The sequence below is a fragment of the Streptomyces sp. NPDC008079 genome (assembly GCF_042957385.1).
Lineage (GTDB): Bacteria > Actinomycetota > Actinomycetes > Streptomycetales > Streptomycetaceae > Actinacidiphila.
The window spans coordinates 1-19,327 of record NZ_JBIBIC010000036.1 but is presented as its reverse complement, the minus strand read 5'-3'; the positions used below and the strand labels follow the sequence as shown (position 1 = coordinate 19,327).

Here is a 19,327-nt window from a genome sequence, read left to right as displayed (position 1 = left end):
ATACGACAAGACCGCGACCATCTACCTCGCCGGACTCCACCTCGCCGGCATCTTCATCTGGTCCGCCCGATGATCCAAACGAAACGCCCTAGGCCCACCCACCCCCTCCGCCACCCCCACCGACAGCCTGATGCCGACGTACCCGAGCCCACCCACCCCCTCCGCCACCCCCACCGACAGCCTGATGCCGACGTACCCGAGCCCACCCACCCCCACGCCCCGGCACCACGGCGGACCGTCGGCCGCCCCCACCCCCACCCACCCCCCTCCCGGCCACCCCCACCGGACCGTCGGACGCCGACGTACCGGGAGGGGACGGGCCGGGGTGCCCCCGCAGAAATACGTTGACGACCGGGTACCGAATGCGCGAAGGCCAGGTGATACGGATTTCGAGGAGGTACCCCGGACCGGCACCGACCAGGCACAAGCGGCACCCGCAGACGGAGAAAGCACCCGCACGGGTGGGCGGGCGGGCAAAGACACCCCCCCGGAGGGGGCTCAGCGAACGGCGATGAAGGCGGCGGAGTCGCGAGCCGGCCGAACGGCCGGCGCGGCGGCCGGCCGCCCAATGGCCACGGCCCCCATGGGATCCCAATCGGCGGGAAGCCGAAGCACGTCGCGGACGACGTCACGGCAGAACATCGTCGAGGAAACCCACGCGGAGCCAAGCCCCTCCCCGGCAAGCGCCACAAGAAAGTTCTCGACGGCCGCCCCCACCGCCACCACGAACATCTCCCGCTCCGCGGCCCCCCGCCGCGCATCCGGATAGGCGTGAGCCCCGTCGGCGACAAGGCACGGCACGACGAGATAAGGAGCGCGCCGCAGCACGTCCCCCCGCCGAAGCCGCCGTGCCACGGACTCCTCGGAGAAACCGTCGCGCCGCAGGTCCGCCGCCCAGGCGTCCCGCATGGCGTCGAGCAACCGCTCCCGTGTCTCGGCCGACTCCAGGAGGACGAACCGCCACGGAGTGGTGTGGTGGGGGGCGGGCGCGGTGACGGCGAGCGCGACGGCACGTCGAACGGCGGCGGGGTCGACCGCGTCGTCGGTGAACTCCCGTACCGTCCGCCGCAGCGAGACGGCCTCGCGTACGGCCTCGGAGGTGCCGAGCCGGAACATGTCGTTGGCGGCGGCCCGCACAAGAGGCCGCGCGCCGGAATCGTCGCCGTCGGCGAGAGCGCCCTCGGCGGCGACGACCTCGCCGAGCCCCCGTACGACGGCCACCGGCAACCCCCCGACCTTCCCCTTGACCAGGTCCCCGGCGGCGGCCAGTTCGTCCCCGGTGGCGGTCACCGTCACGGACATGAGGTTGCCGTGGCTGTCGAGACCGCCGCGGAGGTCGTCCAGGACGCGGACCCCGGCGGCGCCGATGGCGACGTCGGTGAGACCTTCGCGCCAGGGCCGCCCGAAGGTGTCGGTGACGATGACGCCGACGCGTACGCCGAGGATCTCGCGGAGGCCGTCCCGGACGCGCCGGGCGGAGGCGTCGGGGTCCTCGGGGAGCAGAAGGATGGTTCCCGCCGCGGTGTTGGAGGCGTCGACGCCCGCCGCGGCCATGACGAAGCCGTGCCGGGTCTCGACGATGCGGGTGGGTCCGCGGCGGGCGACGAGGCGTACGGCCTCGGCGTCGATGGCGGCCTCGCGGTCGTCGGCGTTGACGATCCGGCCCTCGGCCTTGCTGACGATCTTGGAGGTGACCAGCAGGACGTCGCCGTCGGCGAGTTCGGTCCCGGTGGCGGCGATGAGCTTGGCGATGTCGGCGCCCGGCTGCACCTCGCCGATGCCGGGGACGGCGAACACCTCGTAGCGCGGCGCGTTCATGCCCGTACCTCCTCGGCGAGCGTCAGCGCCTCCCTGGCCATCTGGGCCGTGGCCTCGGGGCCGTCCATGAGCAGGGGGATGGCCCGGCAGCGGATTCCGGCGGCCTCGACCTCGGGGACGGCGGCGGCGTCGACGGTGTCGACCAGCCAGCCGTCGAGCAGCCCGGAGCCGTAGTGCGCGGCGACGGCCGCGGCCGTCGACTCGACCCCGACGGCGGCCAGCACCTTGTCGGCCATGCCGCGCACGGGGGCGTCGCCGATGAGCGGGGAGAGGCCGACGACCGGTACCCCGGCCTCGGCGATGGCCTCGCGGATGCCGGGCACGGCGAGGATGGTGCCGATGCTGACGACGGGGTTGGACGGCGGGAAGACGATGACGTCCGCCTCGCCGATCGCCTCCAGGACGCCGGGCGCGGGCTTGGCGCCCTCCGCGCCGACCGGCACGACGGCGTGCGCGGGGACGGAGGCGCGCAGCCGTACCCAGTACTCCTGGAAGTGAACGGCCTTGCGCTCGCCGTCGATCTCGACCAGCACGTGGGTCTCGATCCGGTCGTCGGACATCGGGATGAGCCGCACGCCGGGCTTCCAGCGGGCGCACAGCGCTTCGGTGACGGCGCTGAGCGGGTAGCCCGCGCCGATCATCTGTGTGCGCACGATGTGGGTGGCGAAGTCCCGGTCGCCGAGACCGAACCACTCGGGGCCCACGCCGTACGCGGCGAGTTCCTCCTTGACCGCGAAGGTCTCCTCGGCCCGCCCCCAGCCCTGCTCCTCGTGGATGCCGCCGCCGAGGGTGTACATCACGGTGTCGAGGTCGGGGCAGACCTTCAAACCGAACAGATGGATGTCGTCTCCGGTGTTGCCGATGACGGTGATCTCCGCCTCCGGCGCCGCTGCCTTCAGGCCGCGCAGAAAGCGCGCCCCTCCAATACCTCCGGCCAGAACCACGATTCGCATGGTTCCCAGTCTGTCAGCCCGCCGCGGCGGCCCGTGAGGTATCGGCCCGCGGGGCGGCGGACGTGCAGGCGTACGGGGTCATCTTGGTGAGGCCGGGGAAGTAGACGTGCAGGCTCACCGCGGGTTCCAACGCGTCGTTGACGACCTCGTGGACGTAACCGGGCGCGAAGGCACGCTGCGCGCCCGCCGACAGCACCCGGTTGACCTCGCGGCCGGCGCCGCCCGAGGCGCCCGTGCTCGCACTCGGCAGCGCCCGCTCGCGCAGCGCGCCTTGGAGCACGGTGAGCACACCGGACGACAGGCCGTGGTCGTGCAGCCCGCTGCTCTGACCGGGCAGCCAGCTCAGCAGCCACACCTCGTAGCCGGGGCCGCGGCGCAGCCGCGCGTACCATCGGGTGGTGGCGTCGTAGCGCACCTGGGGGGCCCATCGCTCGCGGTCGGCGGCGATGGAGCGGGCGAGCCCGGCGAACTCCGCGACGGTGCGTGGGTGTTGCGGCACCGGGGGGAGCAGGTGGGGAAGGGCGAGCGGGTCACCGGCGATCGAGACATCGCTGTACATGAAGGTGTGTTCCTCGTGATGCGCGAGTGGCTAGGCGGTGCCAGGTCCGTGACAGGTCCTGGGCAGGGGGCTCAGCGGCAACGACAGGAACGACAACAGCTCTGGGCGAGCGCGACGCAGCGGGACTCGCGACGGCGAGTCCGGGTAGGCGCGTGGTGCTCAGCAGGCATGCCGTCAAGGAGACCGGTCGCGCCCGTACCTTGTCAACCGGATGTCCGGAATGTCGCGAATCTTTCACCTGATCCGGCTGGAAGGGTTGGTGAAAGGTTTGTGCGCAGAAGTGTGCGGATATGTGGTGCCCAACCGCATGAAGAGCACGTTGTGCTGTTGTGCTTCTGTGATCGGAATGTGATCCACAACGCTTCACCCGAATGGCGGAACGTGGCGCGTCGCCAAGGCGTCTGACGAGGTGTGAACGGTGGATCGGCGGGACCATGGTTGACGGATACCGGATTTTAGGCCGATATCAACACTTTCTGTCACCTCTTGGTTCAGCGGAGTGAATAACGGGCCCAATAGCAGATCTCGGCTTGACTGGCCCGGATCGGCACACTTGTAATTTCACTCGTGTCGTTAGGCCGCTCATGGTGACGGCAACATCACGGGGAAGCACGACAGACGAGGGGCGCGCATGACCGAGCAGTTCCAGTTGCTGCTGGCCGAAGAGGCCGACGAGGAACTCGGCTGGCAGGAGCGCGCGCTGTGTGCGCAGACCGACCCCGAGTCGTTCTTCCCGGAAAAGGGCGGTTCCACGCGTGAGGCGAAGAAAGTCTGCCTCGCCTGTGAAGTCCGTTCCGACTGCCTGGAGTACGCCCTGGCCAACGACGAACGCTTCGGCATCTGGGGCGGCCTGTCCGAGCGGGAGCGCCGCCGCCTGAAGAAGGGCGTCGTCTGACCCACGCGACCGGGCCGACGACCGGTCCCAGGACCGGGTCCGCGGCAGGGCGGCGACCGAGCCCTGACCGCGCCCCCGACCCCTCGCGCGGCACCGCGCACCGGCCCGATCACAGCTCCCGCACACCCCGCTTGCAGCCCGCGTACAGCCCGCTTTCCGCGCCCACCGGCACGGGAGGCGGGCTGCCGTTGTTCTCACACTCGGACGGAGCCCCCGGTGTAAGCCGTTAGTGTGGGGGCCCGTCCGAGACGTTCCCCGCCGCCGGCGGCCGATGCGTCAACCGCAGTCCAGCGAACCGGGGCCCGAACCTCGATGTCCGTGAACAGCCCAGCACCGGCCTTCTTCCCGGCCGGCATCCCTGAGTTCCCGCGCCACGTCGTCACCGCCGTGCTCGTCGCGCACGACGGCGCGCGCTGGCTGCCCAAAGCCCTCGCCGGCCTGCTCTCCCAGGACCGCCCTGTCCAGGACGTGATCGCCGCCGACACCGGCAGCGCGGACGACTCCGCGCGGCTGCTCGCCGACTCCCTCGGCGACCAGCGCGTCCTGCACCTGGCCCGCCGCACCGGCTTCGGCGCCGCCGTCGAGGAGGCCGCCAGGGTCGCCGCGCCGCTCAGCGCCGAGCAGTTGCCGTACCTGGGACGCCGCAGCGGCTGGGACCCGGTCAGCCGCAGTTGGAACGACGACGCGTACGACGAGCCCGAGCAGCCGCACGGCGACCCCGTCCAGTGGCTGTGGCTGCTGCACGACGACTGCGAGCCCGACCCCGGAGCGCTCGCCGCCCTGCTGCGCACCGCGGACGCCTCGCCGTCCGCCTCGATCATCGGCCCCAAGCTGCGGAGCTGGTTCGACCGCAGGCAGCTCCTCGAAGTCGGCGTCAGCATCGCCCGCAGCGGTCGCCGTTGGACCGCGCTCGAACGCCGCGAGCAGGACCAGGGCCAGCACGACCAGACCCGCCCGGTGCTCGCCGTGTCGTCCGCGGGCATGCTGGTGCGCCGCGACGTGTGGGAGGAGCTGGGCGGATTCGACCGCAGGCTGCCCCTGATGCGCGACGACGTCGACTTCTGCTGGCGCGCCCAAGCGGCGGGCCACACCGTGCTGGTCGCCCCCGACGCCGTCATGTGGCACGCCGAGGCCGCCTCCCGCGAGCGCCGCCCGGTCGACTGCGCGGGCCGCTCCTCGGTCAACCCGCACCGCGTCGACAAGGCCGGCGCCGTCTACACCCTGCTGGCCAACACCCGCGGCCCGCTGCTGCCCTATGTGATGCTGCGGATCGCCGTCGGCACCATATTGCGCACGCTCGCCTATCTCGTCGGCAAGGTGCCGGGACAGGCCGTCGACGAGATCGTCGGACTGCTCGGCGTCCTGCTGCGCCCCGGACGGGTGCTGGCCGCCAGACGCAGAAGAGGCCGCGGCACCGTACCGCCCTCCGAACTGCGACCGCTCTTCCCGCCGCCCGGCGCGACCGTACGCGCCACCGTCGACCAGGTCGTCAGCAACATCGCGGGCCGCGCGGACGCCGCGTCCGCCGCCGCGGGACGCCACGGCGGCTCCGTCGAGTCCGGACCGGGCGACGAGGACGGCGACTTCCTGGAAGTCGAGCAATTCGCGCGGCTCAAGCGCGTCGCCCGCAAGCCGGGCCCCGTGCTCTTCGCCGTCCTGCTCGTCGTCTCGCTCGCCGCCTGCCGCTCACTGCTCGGCGGGGGAGCCCTCTTCGGCGGCGCCCTGCTGCCCGCCGACCCCGGCGCCTCCGACCTGTGGGGCACCTACACGGGTTCCTGGCACGCGCTGGGCACCGGCGGCACCCAGGCCGCGCCCCCGTACATCGCGGTCCTCGCGCTCTTCGCGACCGTGCTCTTCGGCTCCACGGGACTCACCCTCACCCTGCTGCTGGTGGCCTCCGTGCCGCTGGCCGGAATCACCGCCTACTTCGCCTCCCGCCCGCTCGTCGAGTCGCGCCTGCTGCGCGCCTGGGCGTCGGTCGCGTACGCCTTCCTGCCCGCCGCCACCGGGGCGCTGGCCACCGGACGGCTCGGCACCGCCGTCCTGGCCATCCTGCTGCCGCTGATGGCGCGCGCCGCCGTCGGCACCGCGGGCCTCCAGCTCGGCGACGGCGCGATCGAGCGCGGCGCACGGCCCGGCTGGCGCTCCACCTGGGCGCTGGCGCTGATGCTCACCTTCACCACCGCCTTCACCCCGGTCACCTGGCCGATCGCCCTGACACTGGCCGCCGCCACCCTCGGCTGGCGCATGGCCCGCGGCCAGCAGCAGCTCCTGGTCCCGCAGCTCCTGCGCTTCGCGGCCCTGCTGATCACCCCGATCGTGCTGCTCGCCCCCTGGTCGCTGACGCTGCTCGCGCACCCCGGACGCCTGCTGCACGAGGCGGGACTGCCGTACGGCGACAAGGGCGTCTCCGGCATCGACCTGCTGATGCTCAGCCCCGGCGGACCCAAGGCGGGCGCCGCCTTCCTGCTGATCGGCGTCGTCCTGGCCGCGCTCGCCGCCCTGATGCGCGACACCCGCCGCCCGGCGATCGTCGCCGCCTGGGCCGCCGCCGCGACCGGACTGCTCTTCGCCGTCATCGAGAACACCAAGGCGTGGGCGGGCCCCGCCACCCTCGTCTACGGTCTCGCCCTGCTGGCCGCCGCCGCGATCGGCGCGGAAGGCGCCAAGGAGCGGATCGCCGCCAGCGGCTTCGGCTGGCGCCAGCCCGTCGCGGGCCTGATCGCGCTGGCCGCGGCCCTCGCGCCGCTGCTGGCCGCCTTCACCTGGGTCGCCGACGGCGCGAACGGCCCCATCAAGCGCCAGGACCCGCAGCAGGTGCCCGCCTTCGTCGCCGAGGAGAGCACCTCCCGCGACCAGGCCCGCACCCTGGTGCTCAACGGCACCGCGGGCCGCATCTCGTACTCCCTGGTGCGCGGCGCGGGCGCGCGGATCGGCGACGCCGAACTGGCCGCGGAGGCGTCCCGCGACAGCGAACTCGACACCGTCGTCGCCAACCTGGTGGCGGGTTCCGGCGCCGACCAGGGCAGCCGCCTCACCGGATACGCCATCCGCTACGTACTGGCGCAGAAGGGCGCGCCGCGCTCGGTGGGCCGCGTCCTGGACAGCACCCCCGGCTTGTCCCGGGTGAGCCAGGCGGACGGCAGCGAATTGTGGCGCGTCAACGACGCGGTCTCCAGGATCGCGATCACCAGCAAGGGCGCGCAGCCCGTCGCCGTCGCGGCAGGCAAGGTCGAGGCGCACACCACGGTGCCCGCCGGTCCCGAAGGCCGCGTATTGCGCCTGGCGGACTCCGCCGCGCCCGGCTGGCACGCCACCCTGAACGGATCCGCGCTGCCCAGAACGACCGTCGACGGCTGGGCGCAGGGCTTCCAGCTGCCCGCCACCGGCGGCCGTCTGGACGTCACCTATGAGGAGCCGTTCACCCACACCTTCTGGCTGGGCGCCCAGGGACTGCTGCTGCTCGTGGTCATCGTGCTGGCCCTGCCGGGCCGCCGCCGCGAGATCGACGACGACCTGCCGGAGGCCGACGCGCCCAGCGCCGTCCAGATTCCCGCACAAGGTGCGGGCGAGGGCCGTCGCGCCCGCCGCCTCCAGGCGGCGGCCGACGCCGAGGCCGCCGCGGCCGATCCCGACGCCGCGGAGGCCGAGGGCCAGGAGCAGGCGGCCTACGCGGCCCAGCAGGCCCAGCAGGCCCACCACGGTCGGCAGGGCCAGGACGGACCCGCGGGCCCCGACGCACCGCCTCAGACCCCGTACGACCCCTCTGAGGGCGGTTACGACCCGTACGCGGTGCCTGCCCCCGACACCGGCGAGCAGTTCTACGGCTACCCGCGGCAGGACCCCGGCTACGGCACCGACCCCGCCCAGCAGCAGTGGGACGGGCAGCAGCAGTACGTGCCGGAGCCGGGCACGTACGAGCAGCAGCAGGTCGGCTACACCGACCAGTACGGCTACCCGCAGCAGCCCCCGCCGCCCTACGACCCGTACGCGACGACCGGCCACGAAGAGGCGGCCGGTTACGACGAGACGGCGGGTTACGACCAGCAGCAGCCGCCGCAGCAGCAGTACGACGGGCAGGCGCCGTACGGCGGACAGCAGCCCTACGACCCGGCCGCGTACCCCGACCCGGCCGCCCCGTACTACGCCGAAGACGACCAGCGCCGCGACGGGAGCGACCACCAGTGAACCGCAGCACGATCTCCCTGGCGGGCGCCGTCGCCGCCCTGGCCGTACTGACCGGCGCCGCCGTGGTGTCCGGCGGCGGCGACCGGGACACCGCGCCGGTGGCCTCCGCGGCCCGGCTGCCCGTACAGCGCAGCAATCTGCTGTGCCCGGCGCCGTCCTCGTCGGAATTCGCCAACACCACCTACACCTCGTTCACCCCGCAGGGGACGGCGGGCGCGACCGGCTCCGGCAGCGCGCAACTGGTCCCCGCGACGCCCAAGGGCAAGGCGCTCACCCCGCTGAAGGCCGCGGGCAAGCCCGCCACCAGCTCCACCGACAAGCCCGACGCGCCCGCGCTGATCGGTACGGCCGACGGGCCGCTCGCGCCCGGCTGGACCGTCCAGCAGACCACCGTCGTGGACACCGGGGCGGGCCGCGGCCTGCTCGGCGCGTCCTGCGTGGCACCTGACAGCGAATTCTGGTTCGCGGGCGCCAGCACGGGACCCGACCGGCAGGACTTCCTGCACCTGGTGAACCCCGACGACACCCCGGCGGTCGTCGACATCGAGCTGTACGGCAAGGACGGCCTGCTGAAGGCGTCCACCGGCGACGGCGTCACCGTGGCGGGCAAGTCCGCCAAGCCGGTGCTGCTGTCCACCCTGGTCGCGGACAAGGCGCAGGACCTCACCGTGCACGTCGTGGCGCGCAGCGGCCGGGTCGGCGCGGCCGTTCAGGCCATCGACAAGAAGCTCGGCAGCGACTGGCTGACCCCGGCCGCCGAGCCCGCCACCAGCCTGGTGCTGCCCGGCATCCCCGCCGACGCCGCGACCGTGCGCCTGGTGGTGTACGCGGCCGGTTCCGACGACGCCGACCTCACGCTGAAGCTGGCGACGCCGACCGGCTCGATCACCCCCGCGGGACACGAGACGCTGCACGTCAAGAGCGGTATGACCAGCGCGGTCGACCTCGGTGACCTCACCAAGGGCGAGGCGGGTTCGCTGGTCATCACCTCCAGCCAGGTCCACGCGGCGGTCCCCGTGGTGGCGGGCCTGCGGGTGACGCGCGGCAAGGGCGCCAAGCAGGAGATGGCGTTCCTGCCCGCCACCCCGGCGATCGAGACCCGCTCCACCGTCGCCGACAACCGCACCAAGGGCTCCACCTTGTCGCTGGTCGCCGTCGGCCAGGACGCCAGTGTGAAGATCACCGCGTCGGCCGGATCCTCCGGCGGTGAGCCGGTGTCGAAGACGGTCAGCGTCAAGGCGGGGACGACCGTCGCCGTCCCGCCGCCGCTGCCCGCGTCCGGCAAGGGCACGTTCGCCGTGACCGTCGAGCGCGTCTCCGGCGGAAGCGTCTACGCCTCACGGACGCTGGCGCTCCCGCTGGACGGGGTGCCGATGTTCACGATCCAGCCGATGTCCGACGACCACGGCATGGTGGATGTTCCCGCCGCCCGCGCCGACCTGGGGATTCTCAACCACTAGAGCGTTTTCCCGCACCTGGTGCGGTCCGCGCGGGCCGCACCATATGCGGGCGGTCCGCGTCGGGGCCGCGCCGCGCCGTGTCAGTCCTCGCCGTACTTCGGGTCGACGTTCTCGGGGGACAGGCCGAGCAGCTCCGCGACCTGCTCCACGACGATCTCGTGCACCAGGAGCGCCCGCTCGTCGCGGGTCTTGGCGCGGATCTCCACCGGGCGCCGGTAGACCACGATGCGGCTCGGCCGGTCCTTGCCCGCGCCGATGAGACGGCCCAGCGGCACCGTGTCGTCGTCCGTCGGCGGGGTGTCCTGCGGCCAGGGCACCTCCTGGACGGCGAATTCGACGTCGGCGAGCTGCGGCCAGCGCCTTTCCAGCCGGTCGGCGGCGTCGCGCACCAGGTCGTCGAAGGCGTCGGCGCGGCTGAGCGCCAGCGGCACCTGCGGGGGCGCGATGGGCCCGCGCATCCCACGTCCGTGGCGGTCGCGGTGGCGCGGACGGGGTGCGGAAGGAGGAGGTGCCGAGCTTTCCATCAGCGATGAGCCTAGCCCTCCCGCCGGGTGCGCACAGGACGGACACCACGCAGTCAGCATCTGGCCATAGATCAGACGCATATGCGCCAGCCGCCGCCTGTCACGGCCGTGACCGCGTGTCGTACTTCTCCCGCACCGCCGCCCCGCGCCTGCCATGTGTTTTCCGTCCGCGCAGGTCAGCGCGGCGGCCGTCACACGGCACGATTCCGGGGGCACGTGACGACACGACCGGGTGAGCTGGCGGAGAGTCGTCGCGGCCCGCTCAAGAGTGCGGTACCGTCCAACCTCGTGAGCCTTGTACGTCGCTGTTCGCGCACCGCATGCGGCCGTCCCGCCGTCGCGACGCTGACGTACGTCTACGCGGACTCCACCGCCGTTCTCGGACCGCTCGCCACGTACGCGGAACCGCACTGCTACGACCTGTGCTCCGAGCACTCCGAGCGGCTGACCGCGCCCCGTGGCTGGGAAGTCGTCCGCCTGGCGACGGACACCGGTCCCGTCGGGCCCAGCGGCGACGACCTCGAAGCGCTCGCCAACGCGGTGCGCGAGGCGGCCCGCCCCCAGGAGCGCCGCCAGCAGGGCCCTGGCCCGCGCGACATCGACCCGCTGGAAGTGGCCCGCCGCGGCCATCTGCGCGTGCTCCGCTCGCCCGAGCAGTAGCAGCCGGCCTCACCTCCCGTCCCCACCGCGCGGTCCCCACCCCGCGCAAGCCGCCCCTCGCGCCGTCCCGTTGACCCTTTCGGGGCTCCCGTGACGCCACCCCTCGCGTCGCGGCGGCGGCGAAAAACTCCGCTCACCCCATCGGGGTAGGTTGTGGTGGAAACTCCACCGCGCCGCCCACCGGCGCCGTTCCGACCCTTCACCAGAGTTCACCAGAGGTGTGCAGTGGCCGATTTGTCGCAGCTCGTCAAGGCCTACGACGTACGCGGAGTCGTACCCGACCAGTGGGACGAGCCGCTCGCCGAGATTTTCGGCGCCGCCTTCGCCACGGTCACCGACGCCACGGCGATCGTCGTCGGACACGACATGCGGCCCTCGTCCCCCGGCCTGTCCGCCGCCTTCGCGCGCGGCGCCGCCTCCCGCGGCGCGGACGTCACCGGGATCGGCCTGTGCTCCACCGACGAGCTGTACTTCGCCAGCGGGCAACTCGGCCTGCCCGGCGCCATGTTCACGGCCAGTCACAACCCGGCGCGGTACAACGGCATCAAGATGTGCCGCGCGGGCGCCGCCCCCATCGGCCAGGACACCGGCCTCGCCGACATCCGCGCGCTCGCGGAGAAGTGGCTGGAGAACGGCGTCCCCGCCGTCGACGTGGAAACCGGCACCCTGGTGCGGCGCGACGTGCTCGGCGACTACGCCGCCTATCTGCGCTCGCTGGTCGACCTCTCCGGAATCCGGCCGCTCAAGGTGGTCGTGGACGCGGGCAACGGCATGGGCGGCCACACCGTGCCCACCGTCCTCGACGGGCTGCCCGTCGACCTGGTGCCGATGTACTTCGAACTGGACGGCACCTTCCCCAACCACGAGGCCAACCCGCTCGACCCGAAGAATCTGGTCGACCTCCAGGCGCGGGTCCGCGAGACCGGCGCCGACATCGGCCTGGCCTTCGACGGCGATGCCGACCGCTGCTTCGCGGTGGACGAGCGCGGCGAACCCGTCTCCCCGTCCGCGGTGACCGCCCTGGTCGCCGCCCGCGAACTGGCCAAGCACCCCGGCGCCACGATCATCCACAACCTGATCACGTCCTGGTCGGTGCCCGAGGTGGTCAGGGAACACGGCGGCGTCCCGGTGCGCACCCGTGTCGGCCACTCCTTCATCAAGCAGGAAATGGCCGATTCCGGCGCCGTCTTCGGCGGCGAGCACTCCGCGCATTACTACTTCCGCGAGTTCTGGAACGCCGACACCGGCATGCTCGCCGCCCTCCACCTGCTGGCCGCCCTCGGCGCCCAGGACGGCCCGCTGTCCGCTCTCGTCGCCGCCTACGACCGCTACGCGGGCTCCGGCGAGATCAACAGCACCGTCGCCGACCAGGCCGCGAGCACCGCGGCGGTCCGCGCCGCCTTCGCCGGCCAGGACGGCGTCACCTTCGACGAGCTGGACGGGCTCACCGTCACCTCCGCCGACTGGTGGTTCAACCTCCGCGCCTCCAACACCGAGCCGCTGTTGCGGCTCAACGTCGAGGCGCGCGACGCGGAGGGCGTGGCCCGCGTCAGGGACCAGGTCCTGGCGATCGTCAGGGCCTGAGCCCGCGTGGTCTCGCGGGCCCGACGCGGGTGGGTCCTACGCGGCCGGGGGTACGCGGGCCGGCCGTCGTACGCGCCTGGTCGTCGTACGGGTCCGGTCGTCGTACGGGTCCCGTCGCCGTACGGGCGCGGTCACCGCATGGGCGCGCCCGGAGTTATCCACAGGCCGCACTCGGGGCCGGGCGCTACGGCTATAGGCTGAGAACGTACGCGGCGGGAGCCGTCGGCCCGGCCCGGGACCGTACCGCTCGGAGCACGCGCCCGCCGTATCCCGACCGCAGTCCCGCGCGCGGTGGCACCTCGCCGCTCGCCGCACCCAGCACGGAGGACCCCACCATGCCGCTCGTCGAACCCAGCCTCCTGGAAATCCTCGCCTGCCCGGCGTGCCACGCCCCGCTCCGCGAGGACGCCGACGCGAACGAGCTGGTCTGCACCTCCGACACGTGCGGCCTCGCCTACCCCGTTCGCGACGACATCCCCGTACTCCTCGTCGACGAGGCCCGCCGCCCCCGCTGACACCCCCGCACGACCGCCGGACCGCCCGTCCGCCCCATCCATCCGCCGACCCTGACCAGGCCGCTTCCGACCGGGAGGTCGCGTTGTTCGACGAGTCGCTGCTTGAGGACCCCGAAGCGCTGGCCCGCGCGGACAGCCGCGGACTGCTGCTGGGCGTCGCCGCCGCCGGCGCCCGCGTACGCACCGCGCTGCGCCTGGCCGAAGAGGCCGGAGTCACCGCGCTGCGGCCCGACGGCCGCCCCCGGACCGTCCTGCTCGCGGCCAGCGGACCCGACGCCGCCGCGGTCGCCGACCTGCTGGTCGCCCTCGGCTCCGGCACCTGCCCCGTCGAGGTGCTGCCGCCCACAGGACCCACCCCGCAACAGTCCCGCTGGACACTGCCCGGCTGGGCGGGACCGCTCGACCTGCTGCTGCTCATCACCCCGCAGGGCAGCGAGCAGGGCCTGACCGACCTCGTGGAACAGGCATACCGCCGCGGCTGCACCGCCGCCGCCGTCACCCCGGTCAAGGCACCGCTCGCCGAAGCCGTGGAACAGGTGCACGGCATGGCCCTGCCGTTCGCCGCGCCCTTCGGCAACGGCGCGGACCCCGCGGACGAGGACCCCGCCAACGACGCGGGCGCCTTCTGGGCGCTCCTCGCCCCGCTGCTCGCCCTCGCCGACCGGATCGGCCTGCTGAGCGCACCCACCCAGGCGCTGTACGGCGTCGCCGACCGGCTCGACGAGGTCGCCGCCCGCTGCGGCCCCGCCATCGCCACGTACACCAACCCGGCCAAGACCCTCGCGGCCGAACTGGCCGACGCCCTCCCGCTGTTGTGGAGCCAGGGCCGGCTCTCCGCCACCGCCGCCCGCCGCTTCGCGACCGTGCTCGGCACCCGCGCGGGCCAGCCCGCGCTCACCGCGGAACTGCCCGCCGCGCTCACCGTCCACGGCCCCCTCCAGGCCAGCGCCCTCGCCCTGGCCGCCGACCCCGAGGACTTCTTCCGCGACCGCGTCGAGGAACCCGGAGGACTGCGCCTGCGGATCGTGCTCCTCCAGGAGAACTCCGAGCAGCCCGGACCCGCCACCCCCGCCGCCCGCGAGCAGGCGTACGCCCACGACACCCCGCTCAGCGAGATCGCCGCCGCCCCCGGCGGCCCGCTCGACACCGCGGCCGAACTGATCGCCCTCGCGGATTTCGCCACCGTCTACCTGACCGTCGCCTCGGCTGAGAGATCATGACCGCATGAACCGCCTCACCAACACGATCCGCCCCTACGCCTGGGGATCCACCACCGCCATCCCCGAACTGCTCGGCACACCGCCGACCGGCGAACCCCAGGCCGAACTGTGGATGGGCGCCCACCCCGGCGCGCCCTCCCGGATCGACCGCGGCGAAGGCCCCGTCGCACTCGACACGGTGATCGCGGCCGACCCCCGCGCCGAACTCGGCGACACCACCGTCAAGCGCTTCGGCCCCCGGCTGCCCTTCCTGTTCAAGGTGCTGGCCGCGGGCGCGCCGCTCTCCGTCCAGGTCCACCCCGACCTCGCGCAGGCCAAGGCCGGATTCGCCGACGAGGAAGCCCGCGGCATCCCGACCGACGCCCCCGACCGCAACTACAAGGACGCCAACCACAAGCCCGAAATGCTCGTGGCGCTCTCCCCGTTCGACGGACTGTGCGGCTTCCGCCGCCCCACCGACGCCGCCGACCTCATCGACGGCCTCGGCGTCCCCGCCCTCGCCCCCTACGCCGACATCCTCCGCGCCCACCCCGAGGACAAGGCGCTGCGCGAAGTCCTCGCCGCCGTCCTCACCGCCGAACCCGAGGCGATGGCCGAGTCCGTCACCGCCGCGGCCGAGGCCGCCGCCCGGCTGTCCACCACCGACAGCCCCTACGCCGCGGACTACGCCGCCTACGCCCAGGCCGCCCACAGCTTCCCCGGCGACCGCGGCGTCATCGCCGCGATGCTGCTCAACTACGTACGCCTGCAACCCGGCGAAGCCCTCTACCTCGGCGCGGGCGTCCCGCACGCCTACCTCGACGGCCTCGGCGTGGAGATCATGGCCAACTCCGACAACGTCCTGCGCTGCGGCCTCACCCCCAAGCACATCGACGTCCCCGAACTCCTGCGCGTCGTCCGCTTCGAGGCCGGCGACCCCGGCGTCCTGCGCCCCGAGGCCGCCCCCGACGGCGAAGAGCTGTACGCGGCGCCGATCGACGAATTCCGGCTCTCCCGCTACGTCCTGGCCCCCGGCGCGCAGGCCCGCACCCTCGACTCCGGCACCCCGCAGATCCTGCTCTGCACCGCGGGCCGGGCCGAACTGCGCGACGGCGACGGCACCACCTTGACGCTGGCCCCCGGCGATTCGGCGTACGTCCCCGCGAGCGAGCGCACCACCCTGACCGGCGAAGGCACCGTTTTCCGGGCCACCGTGGCCGCCTGACGCACCAAAAGCCCGACGGGCTGCAACAATGTGCGTCCGCAACGCCCGGTACGACAAGACACAGACCCCGGGCCGACGAAAGGGACCCCAGCACCTATGAGCGCGTCAGGCGGAACACGGGCGATCGTCGCGGCGCTGAGCGCCAACCTGGCCATCGCCGTGGCCAAGTTCGTGGCCTTCGCGTTCAGCGGCTCGTCCTCGATGCTCGCCGAAGGCGTGCACTCCATCGCCGACTCCGGCAACCAGGCGCTTCTCCTGATCGGCGGCAAGAAGGCCAAGCGCGCCGCCAACGACGAGCACCCCTTCGGCTACGGCAGGGAACGCTACGTCTACGCCTTCCTCGTCTCGATCGTGCTGTTCTCCGTCGGCGGCATGTTCGCGCTCTACGAGGGCTACGAGAAGATCCGCCACCCGCACGAGATCGAGCACTGGTACTGGCCGGTCGGCGTCCTCGTCTTCGCGATCATCGCCGAGGGCTACTCCTTCCGCACCGCCATCAAGGAGTCCAACCACACCCGCGGCAAGCAGTCCTGGGCCGAGTTCATCCGCCGCGCCAAGGCACCCGAACTCCCCGTCGTCCTCCTGGAGGACTTCGGCGCCCTCATCGGCCTCGTCCTCGCCCTGATCGGCGTCGGCATCGCCCTCGCCACCGGCGACGGCGTCTGGGACGGCATCGGCACCCTCTGCATCGGCCTGCTGCTCATCACCATCGCCCTCGTCCTCGCGGCCGAGACCAAGTCGCTGCTGATCGGCGAAGGCGCGGGACCCGACTCGCTGGCCAGGATCCGCGCGGCCGTCGTCGACGGCGACACCGTCACCGGCGTCATCCACATGCGCACCCTGCACCTCGGCCCCGAAGAACTCCTCGTCGCCGCCAAGATCGCCGTGCAGCACGACGACACCGCCGCCGAGGTCGCCCGCGCCATCGACGCCGCCGAAGAACGCATCCGCGCCGCGGAACCCTTCGTCCGCGTCGTCTACCTGGAACCCGACATCTACAGCGAGCAGGCCGCCGCCGCGGGCCCCGACCCGGACCAGACTCCTGGCGGCCGGTGACCGGAAGCGCACTGGGGCGGACCGCCCGTCCGGTGTAGCTTTGTCGTAGCCAGACGTCGCTGCTGATGGCGGTCGGGCGGGTCATCTCGCGATGCCCGGCCGAGGGAGAGAGGGCCTCCGACGGATTGCGCTGCCGCTAGGGGACGGGTGTGTCCGCACGAGGGCATCCCCGTACACGCCCCGTGGCCGCGCCGTATCCACGTCCGCCTCGACCGCAGCACCGAGGAGCACTTCATATGACCACCACCGCCACCGACTTCAAGGTCGCGGACCTCTCGCTTGCCGCCTACGGCCGCAAGGAGATCACCCTCGCCGAGCACGAGATGCCCGGCCTGATGTCCATCCGCAACGAGTACGCCGCCGCGCAGCCGCTGGCCGGCTCGCGTATCACCGGCTCGCTGCACATGACCGTGCAGACCGCCGTCCTGATCGAGACCCTCGTCGCCCTCGGCGCCGAGGTCCGCTGGGCGTCCTGCAACATCTTCTCCACCCAGGACCACGCGGCCGCGGCCATCGCCGTCGGCCCGAACGGCACCGAGGAGAACCCGCAGGGCATCCCCGTCTTCGCCTGGAAGGGCGAGACGCTCGAAGAGTACTGGTGGTGCACGGAGCAGGCCCTGACCTGGCCGAACACCGCCACCGGCGGCCCCAACATGATCCTGGACGACGGCGGCGACGCCACGCTCCTGGTCCACAAGGGCGTCGAGTTCGAGAAGGCCGGCGCCGCCCCGGACCCGGCCACCGCGGAGAGCGAGGAGGAGCAGTTCGTCCTCCGCCTCCTCAACCGCACCCTCGGGGAGAACCCGCAGAAGTGGACGCAGCTCGCGTCCGAGATCCGCGGCGTCACCGAGGAGACCACCACCGGCGTCCACCGCCTCTACGAGATGCAGCAGGACGGCTCGCTGCTCTTCCCGGCGATCAACGTCAACGACGCGGTCACCAAGTCTAAGTTCGACAACAAGTACGGCTGCCGCCACTCCCTGATCGACGGCATCAACCGCGCCACCGACGTCCTCATCGGCGGCAAGGTCGCCGTGGTCTGCGGCTACGGCGACGTCGGCAAGGGCTGCGCGGAGTCGCTGCGCGGCCAGGGCGCCCGCGTCGTCATCACCGAGATCGACCCGATCTGCGCGCTCCAGGCGGCGATGGACGGCTACCAGGTCGCCACCCTCGACGACGTCGTCGGCATCGCCGACATCTTCGTCACCACGACCGGCAACAAGGACATCATCCTGGCCTCCGACATGGCCAAGATGAAGCACCAGGCCATCGTCGGGAACATCGGCCACTTCGACAACGAGATCGACATGGCCGGCCTCGCGAAGATCCCCGGCATCGTCAAGGACGAGGTCAAGCCGCAGGTCCACACCTGGACCTTCCCCGACGGCAAGACGTTGATCGTGCTGTCGGAGGGCCGCCTGCTCAACCTGGGCAACGCGACCGGCCACCCCTCCTTCGTGATGTCCAACTCCTTCGCGGACCAGACCCTGGCCCAGATCGAGCTGTTCACCAAGCCGGAGGAGTACCCGATCGGCGTCTACGTGCTTCCCAAGCACCTGGACGAGAAGGTCGCCCGTCTCCACCTGGACGCGCTGGGCGTCAAGCTCACCACGCTCCGCCCGGAGCAGGCCGCCTACATCGGCGTGAAGGTCGAAGGCCCCTACAAGTCCGACCACTACCGCTACTGATCCACCGCGCGCTGGCCCCCGTCTCCCGTCCGAGGCGGGGGCCTCGCACGTCACCGGCACACCGAAAGACACCGAGACCCCACCATGCCCCGAGGCCGTTACTCGTTCCACGACACACACGACCACACCCCCCTCGGTGCAGAACACTTCCACTGCGCCACCGGCCCCTCCGGCTGGCGCTACACCGCGCAGGCCACCACCCCCGGCGGCGATCACGCGGGCTCGGTCGACCTCACCCTCGACCAGCTCGGCCGCCCCATCCGCCTCGAACTCCACGCGTCCGCCTGGCAGGTACGCGGAGCCGCGCTCGACGGCGTCACCTGGGTCCGTACCGACCCCACCGGCGAACACGCCCAGGAGGGCAACGCCGCCGCCCACGCCTTCACCGGTGCCTCGCCCGCGTTCCTGATCGCCACCGCGCGACTGCTCCGCCTGGAACCCGGCGGCCCCGCCACCCGCGTACGTCTCGTGTCATTCCGGCCCCCCGTGCTCGCGCCCCTCACCGTGGACCAGTCCTGGTCCTTGATCACCAGGACAGCACACCCCACTGACAACGGGCCGCTGGCTGTGGACGAGTACCAGGTCAACGACCTCGCGACCGGCGATCAGCACGACGTCCACATCGCCGGGGACGTGGTCCTCGCGGCCCCCGGCATCGAGCTGGAAGACCTGGAGACCCCTCCGTCGACCTTCGCGTGAGGCCGTCTGAAAGTTCCTCACCGTGAACCGTTGACTCAAGGTTGGCGGGGAGGTAGGTTAGAACGGTTGTCACGAGCTGGACAGGTCCGCTGGTGACCGACTAGGATCCATGTCGCTTCGCTCGACGAAGACACACCACCCAAGCCGAGAGAAATCTCAGTTCGGGCATCCGTGTCTCCGAAACGCGAGTGGTAATTCCGACCAGTGAACTTCTGCTAAAGTCGGAGACACGACGAAGGGAAAGCCCGGAGGGCCGGTGAAACGGTCTGAAGGAAGCTTCCGTTCCTTGAGAACTCAACAGCGT

Annotated in this window: 15 protein-coding genes; 11 read left to right on the top strand and 4 right to left on the bottom strand. The window is 72.3% G+C overall.

Annotated features, from left to right (window positions below):
* Positions 1 to 498: 498 nt before the first annotated feature.
* The 3 genes from ACFZAM_RS36880 to ACFZAM_RS36870 are packed head-to-tail and all read right to left on the bottom strand — an operon-like array spanning position 499 to position 3,330.
* A complete protein-coding gene (locus ACFZAM_RS36880) occupies positions 499 to 1,818 on the bottom strand; it encodes a coenzyme F420-0:L-glutamate ligase (RefSeq protein WP_391052906.1) in 1,320 nt (439 codons plus the stop codon).
* Positions 1,815 to 2,771 (bottom strand): 2-phospho-L-lactate transferase, encoded by a 957-nt coding sequence (gene cofD / locus ACFZAM_RS36875; RefSeq protein ID WP_355350057.1) that lies wholly within the window; start codon positions 2,769 to 2,771, stop codon positions 1,815 to 1,817. The genes ACFZAM_RS36880 and cofD overlap by 4 nt, the downstream gene beginning before the upstream one ends.
* A gap of 13 nt (positions 2,772 to 2,784) precedes the next feature.
* The gene (locus ACFZAM_RS36870; protein WP_391052902.1) at positions 2,785 to 3,330 is read right to left on the bottom strand and encodes a cysteine dioxygenase; all 546 of its coding nucleotides are present in this window, start codon (positions 3,328 to 3,330) and stop codon (positions 2,785 to 2,787) included.
* A 631-nt stretch (positions 3,331 to 3,961) separates the two neighbouring features.
* Between ACFZAM_RS36870 and ACFZAM_RS36865 the strand changes: the two genes are divergently transcribed.
* From ACFZAM_RS36865 to ACFZAM_RS36855, 3 genes are all read left to right on the top strand, one after another.
* Positions 3,962 to 4,225, top strand: coding sequence for a WhiB family transcriptional regulator (locus ACFZAM_RS36865; protein WP_031519519.1), 264 nt, complete (start codon positions 3,962 to 3,964; stop codon positions 4,223 to 4,225).
* A gap of 312 nt (positions 4,226 to 4,537) precedes the next feature.
* Positions 4,538 to 8,413 carry a glycosyltransferase gene (locus ACFZAM_RS36860; RefSeq protein ID WP_391052898.1) on the top strand — a complete coding sequence of 1,292 codons (3,876 nt, stop codon included), beginning with the start codon at positions 4,538 to 4,540 and terminating at the stop codon, positions 8,411 to 8,413.
* A complete protein-coding gene (locus tag ACFZAM_RS36855; RefSeq protein WP_391052895.1) occupies positions 8,410 to 9,873 on the top strand; it encodes a DUF5719 family protein in 1,464 nt (487 codons plus the stop codon). The genes ACFZAM_RS36860 and ACFZAM_RS36855 overlap by 4 nt, the downstream gene beginning before the upstream one ends.
* An 80-nt stretch (positions 9,874 to 9,953) precedes the next feature.
* Here the strand turns inward: ACFZAM_RS36855 and ACFZAM_RS36850 are convergent, their stop codons facing one another.
* Complete coding sequence (locus ACFZAM_RS36850; RefSeq protein WP_391052892.1) at positions 9,954 to 10,397, bottom strand: metallopeptidase family protein; 444 nt, start codon at positions 10,395 to 10,397, stop codon at positions 9,954 to 9,956.
* A 237-nt stretch (positions 10,398 to 10,634) separates the two neighbouring features.
* On the opposite strand from ACFZAM_RS36850, the gene ACFZAM_RS36845 reads away from it, so the two are divergent.
* The 8 genes from ACFZAM_RS36845 to ACFZAM_RS36810 all read left to right on the top strand — a co-directional run bounded on the left by ACFZAM_RS36845 (position 10,635) and on the right by ACFZAM_RS36810 (position 19,023).
* Entirely contained in the window at positions 10,635 to 11,057 is a 423-nt protein-coding gene (locus ACFZAM_RS36845; RefSeq protein WP_355350091.1) for a DUF3499 domain-containing protein, read from the top strand.
* Positions 11,058 to 11,282: 225 nt separating this feature from the next.
* A complete protein-coding gene (locus ACFZAM_RS36840) occupies positions 11,283 to 12,641 on the top strand; it encodes a phosphomannomutase/phosphoglucomutase (RefSeq protein WP_391052889.1) in 1,359 nt (452 codons plus the stop codon).
* Between the two features lie 335 nt (positions 12,642 to 12,976).
* A complete protein-coding gene (locus ACFZAM_RS36835; RefSeq protein ID WP_188283872.1) occupies positions 12,977 to 13,156 on the top strand; it encodes a Trm112 family protein in 180 nt (59 codons plus the stop codon).
* A gap of 83 nt (positions 13,157 to 13,239) precedes the next feature.
* Positions 13,240 to 14,376: an SIS domain-containing protein gene (locus ACFZAM_RS36830; protein WP_355350076.1), complete on the top strand. Its 1,137-nt coding sequence runs from the start codon at positions 13,240 to 13,242 to the stop codon at positions 14,374 to 14,376.
* Positions 14,377 to 14,380: 4 nt separating this feature from the next.
* Positions 14,381 to 15,580, top strand: coding sequence for a mannose-6-phosphate isomerase, class I (gene manA / locus ACFZAM_RS36825; RefSeq protein WP_391052885.1), 1,200 nt, complete (start codon positions 14,381 to 14,383; stop codon positions 15,578 to 15,580).
* 96 nt (positions 15,581 to 15,676) lie between these two features.
* On the top strand, positions 15,677 to 16,636 hold the full coding sequence (locus ACFZAM_RS36820; protein ID WP_391052882.1) for a cation diffusion facilitator family transporter: 960 nt from the start codon (positions 15,677 to 15,679) through the stop codon (positions 16,634 to 16,636).
* A 236-nt stretch (positions 16,637 to 16,872) separates the two neighbouring features.
* Positions 16,873 to 18,324 carry an adenosylhomocysteinase gene (gene ahcY / locus ACFZAM_RS36815; protein WP_355350085.1) on the top strand — a complete coding sequence of 484 codons (1,452 nt, stop codon included), beginning with the start codon at positions 16,873 to 16,875 and terminating at the stop codon, positions 18,322 to 18,324.
* Between the two features lie 84 nt (positions 18,325 to 18,408).
* Positions 18,409 to 19,023, top strand: a complete 615-nt coding sequence (locus ACFZAM_RS36810) for a hypothetical protein (RefSeq protein ID WP_391052877.1) — start codon at positions 18,409 to 18,411, stop codon at positions 19,021 to 19,023.
* The last annotated feature ends 304 nt before the right edge of the window (positions 19,024 to 19,327 follow it).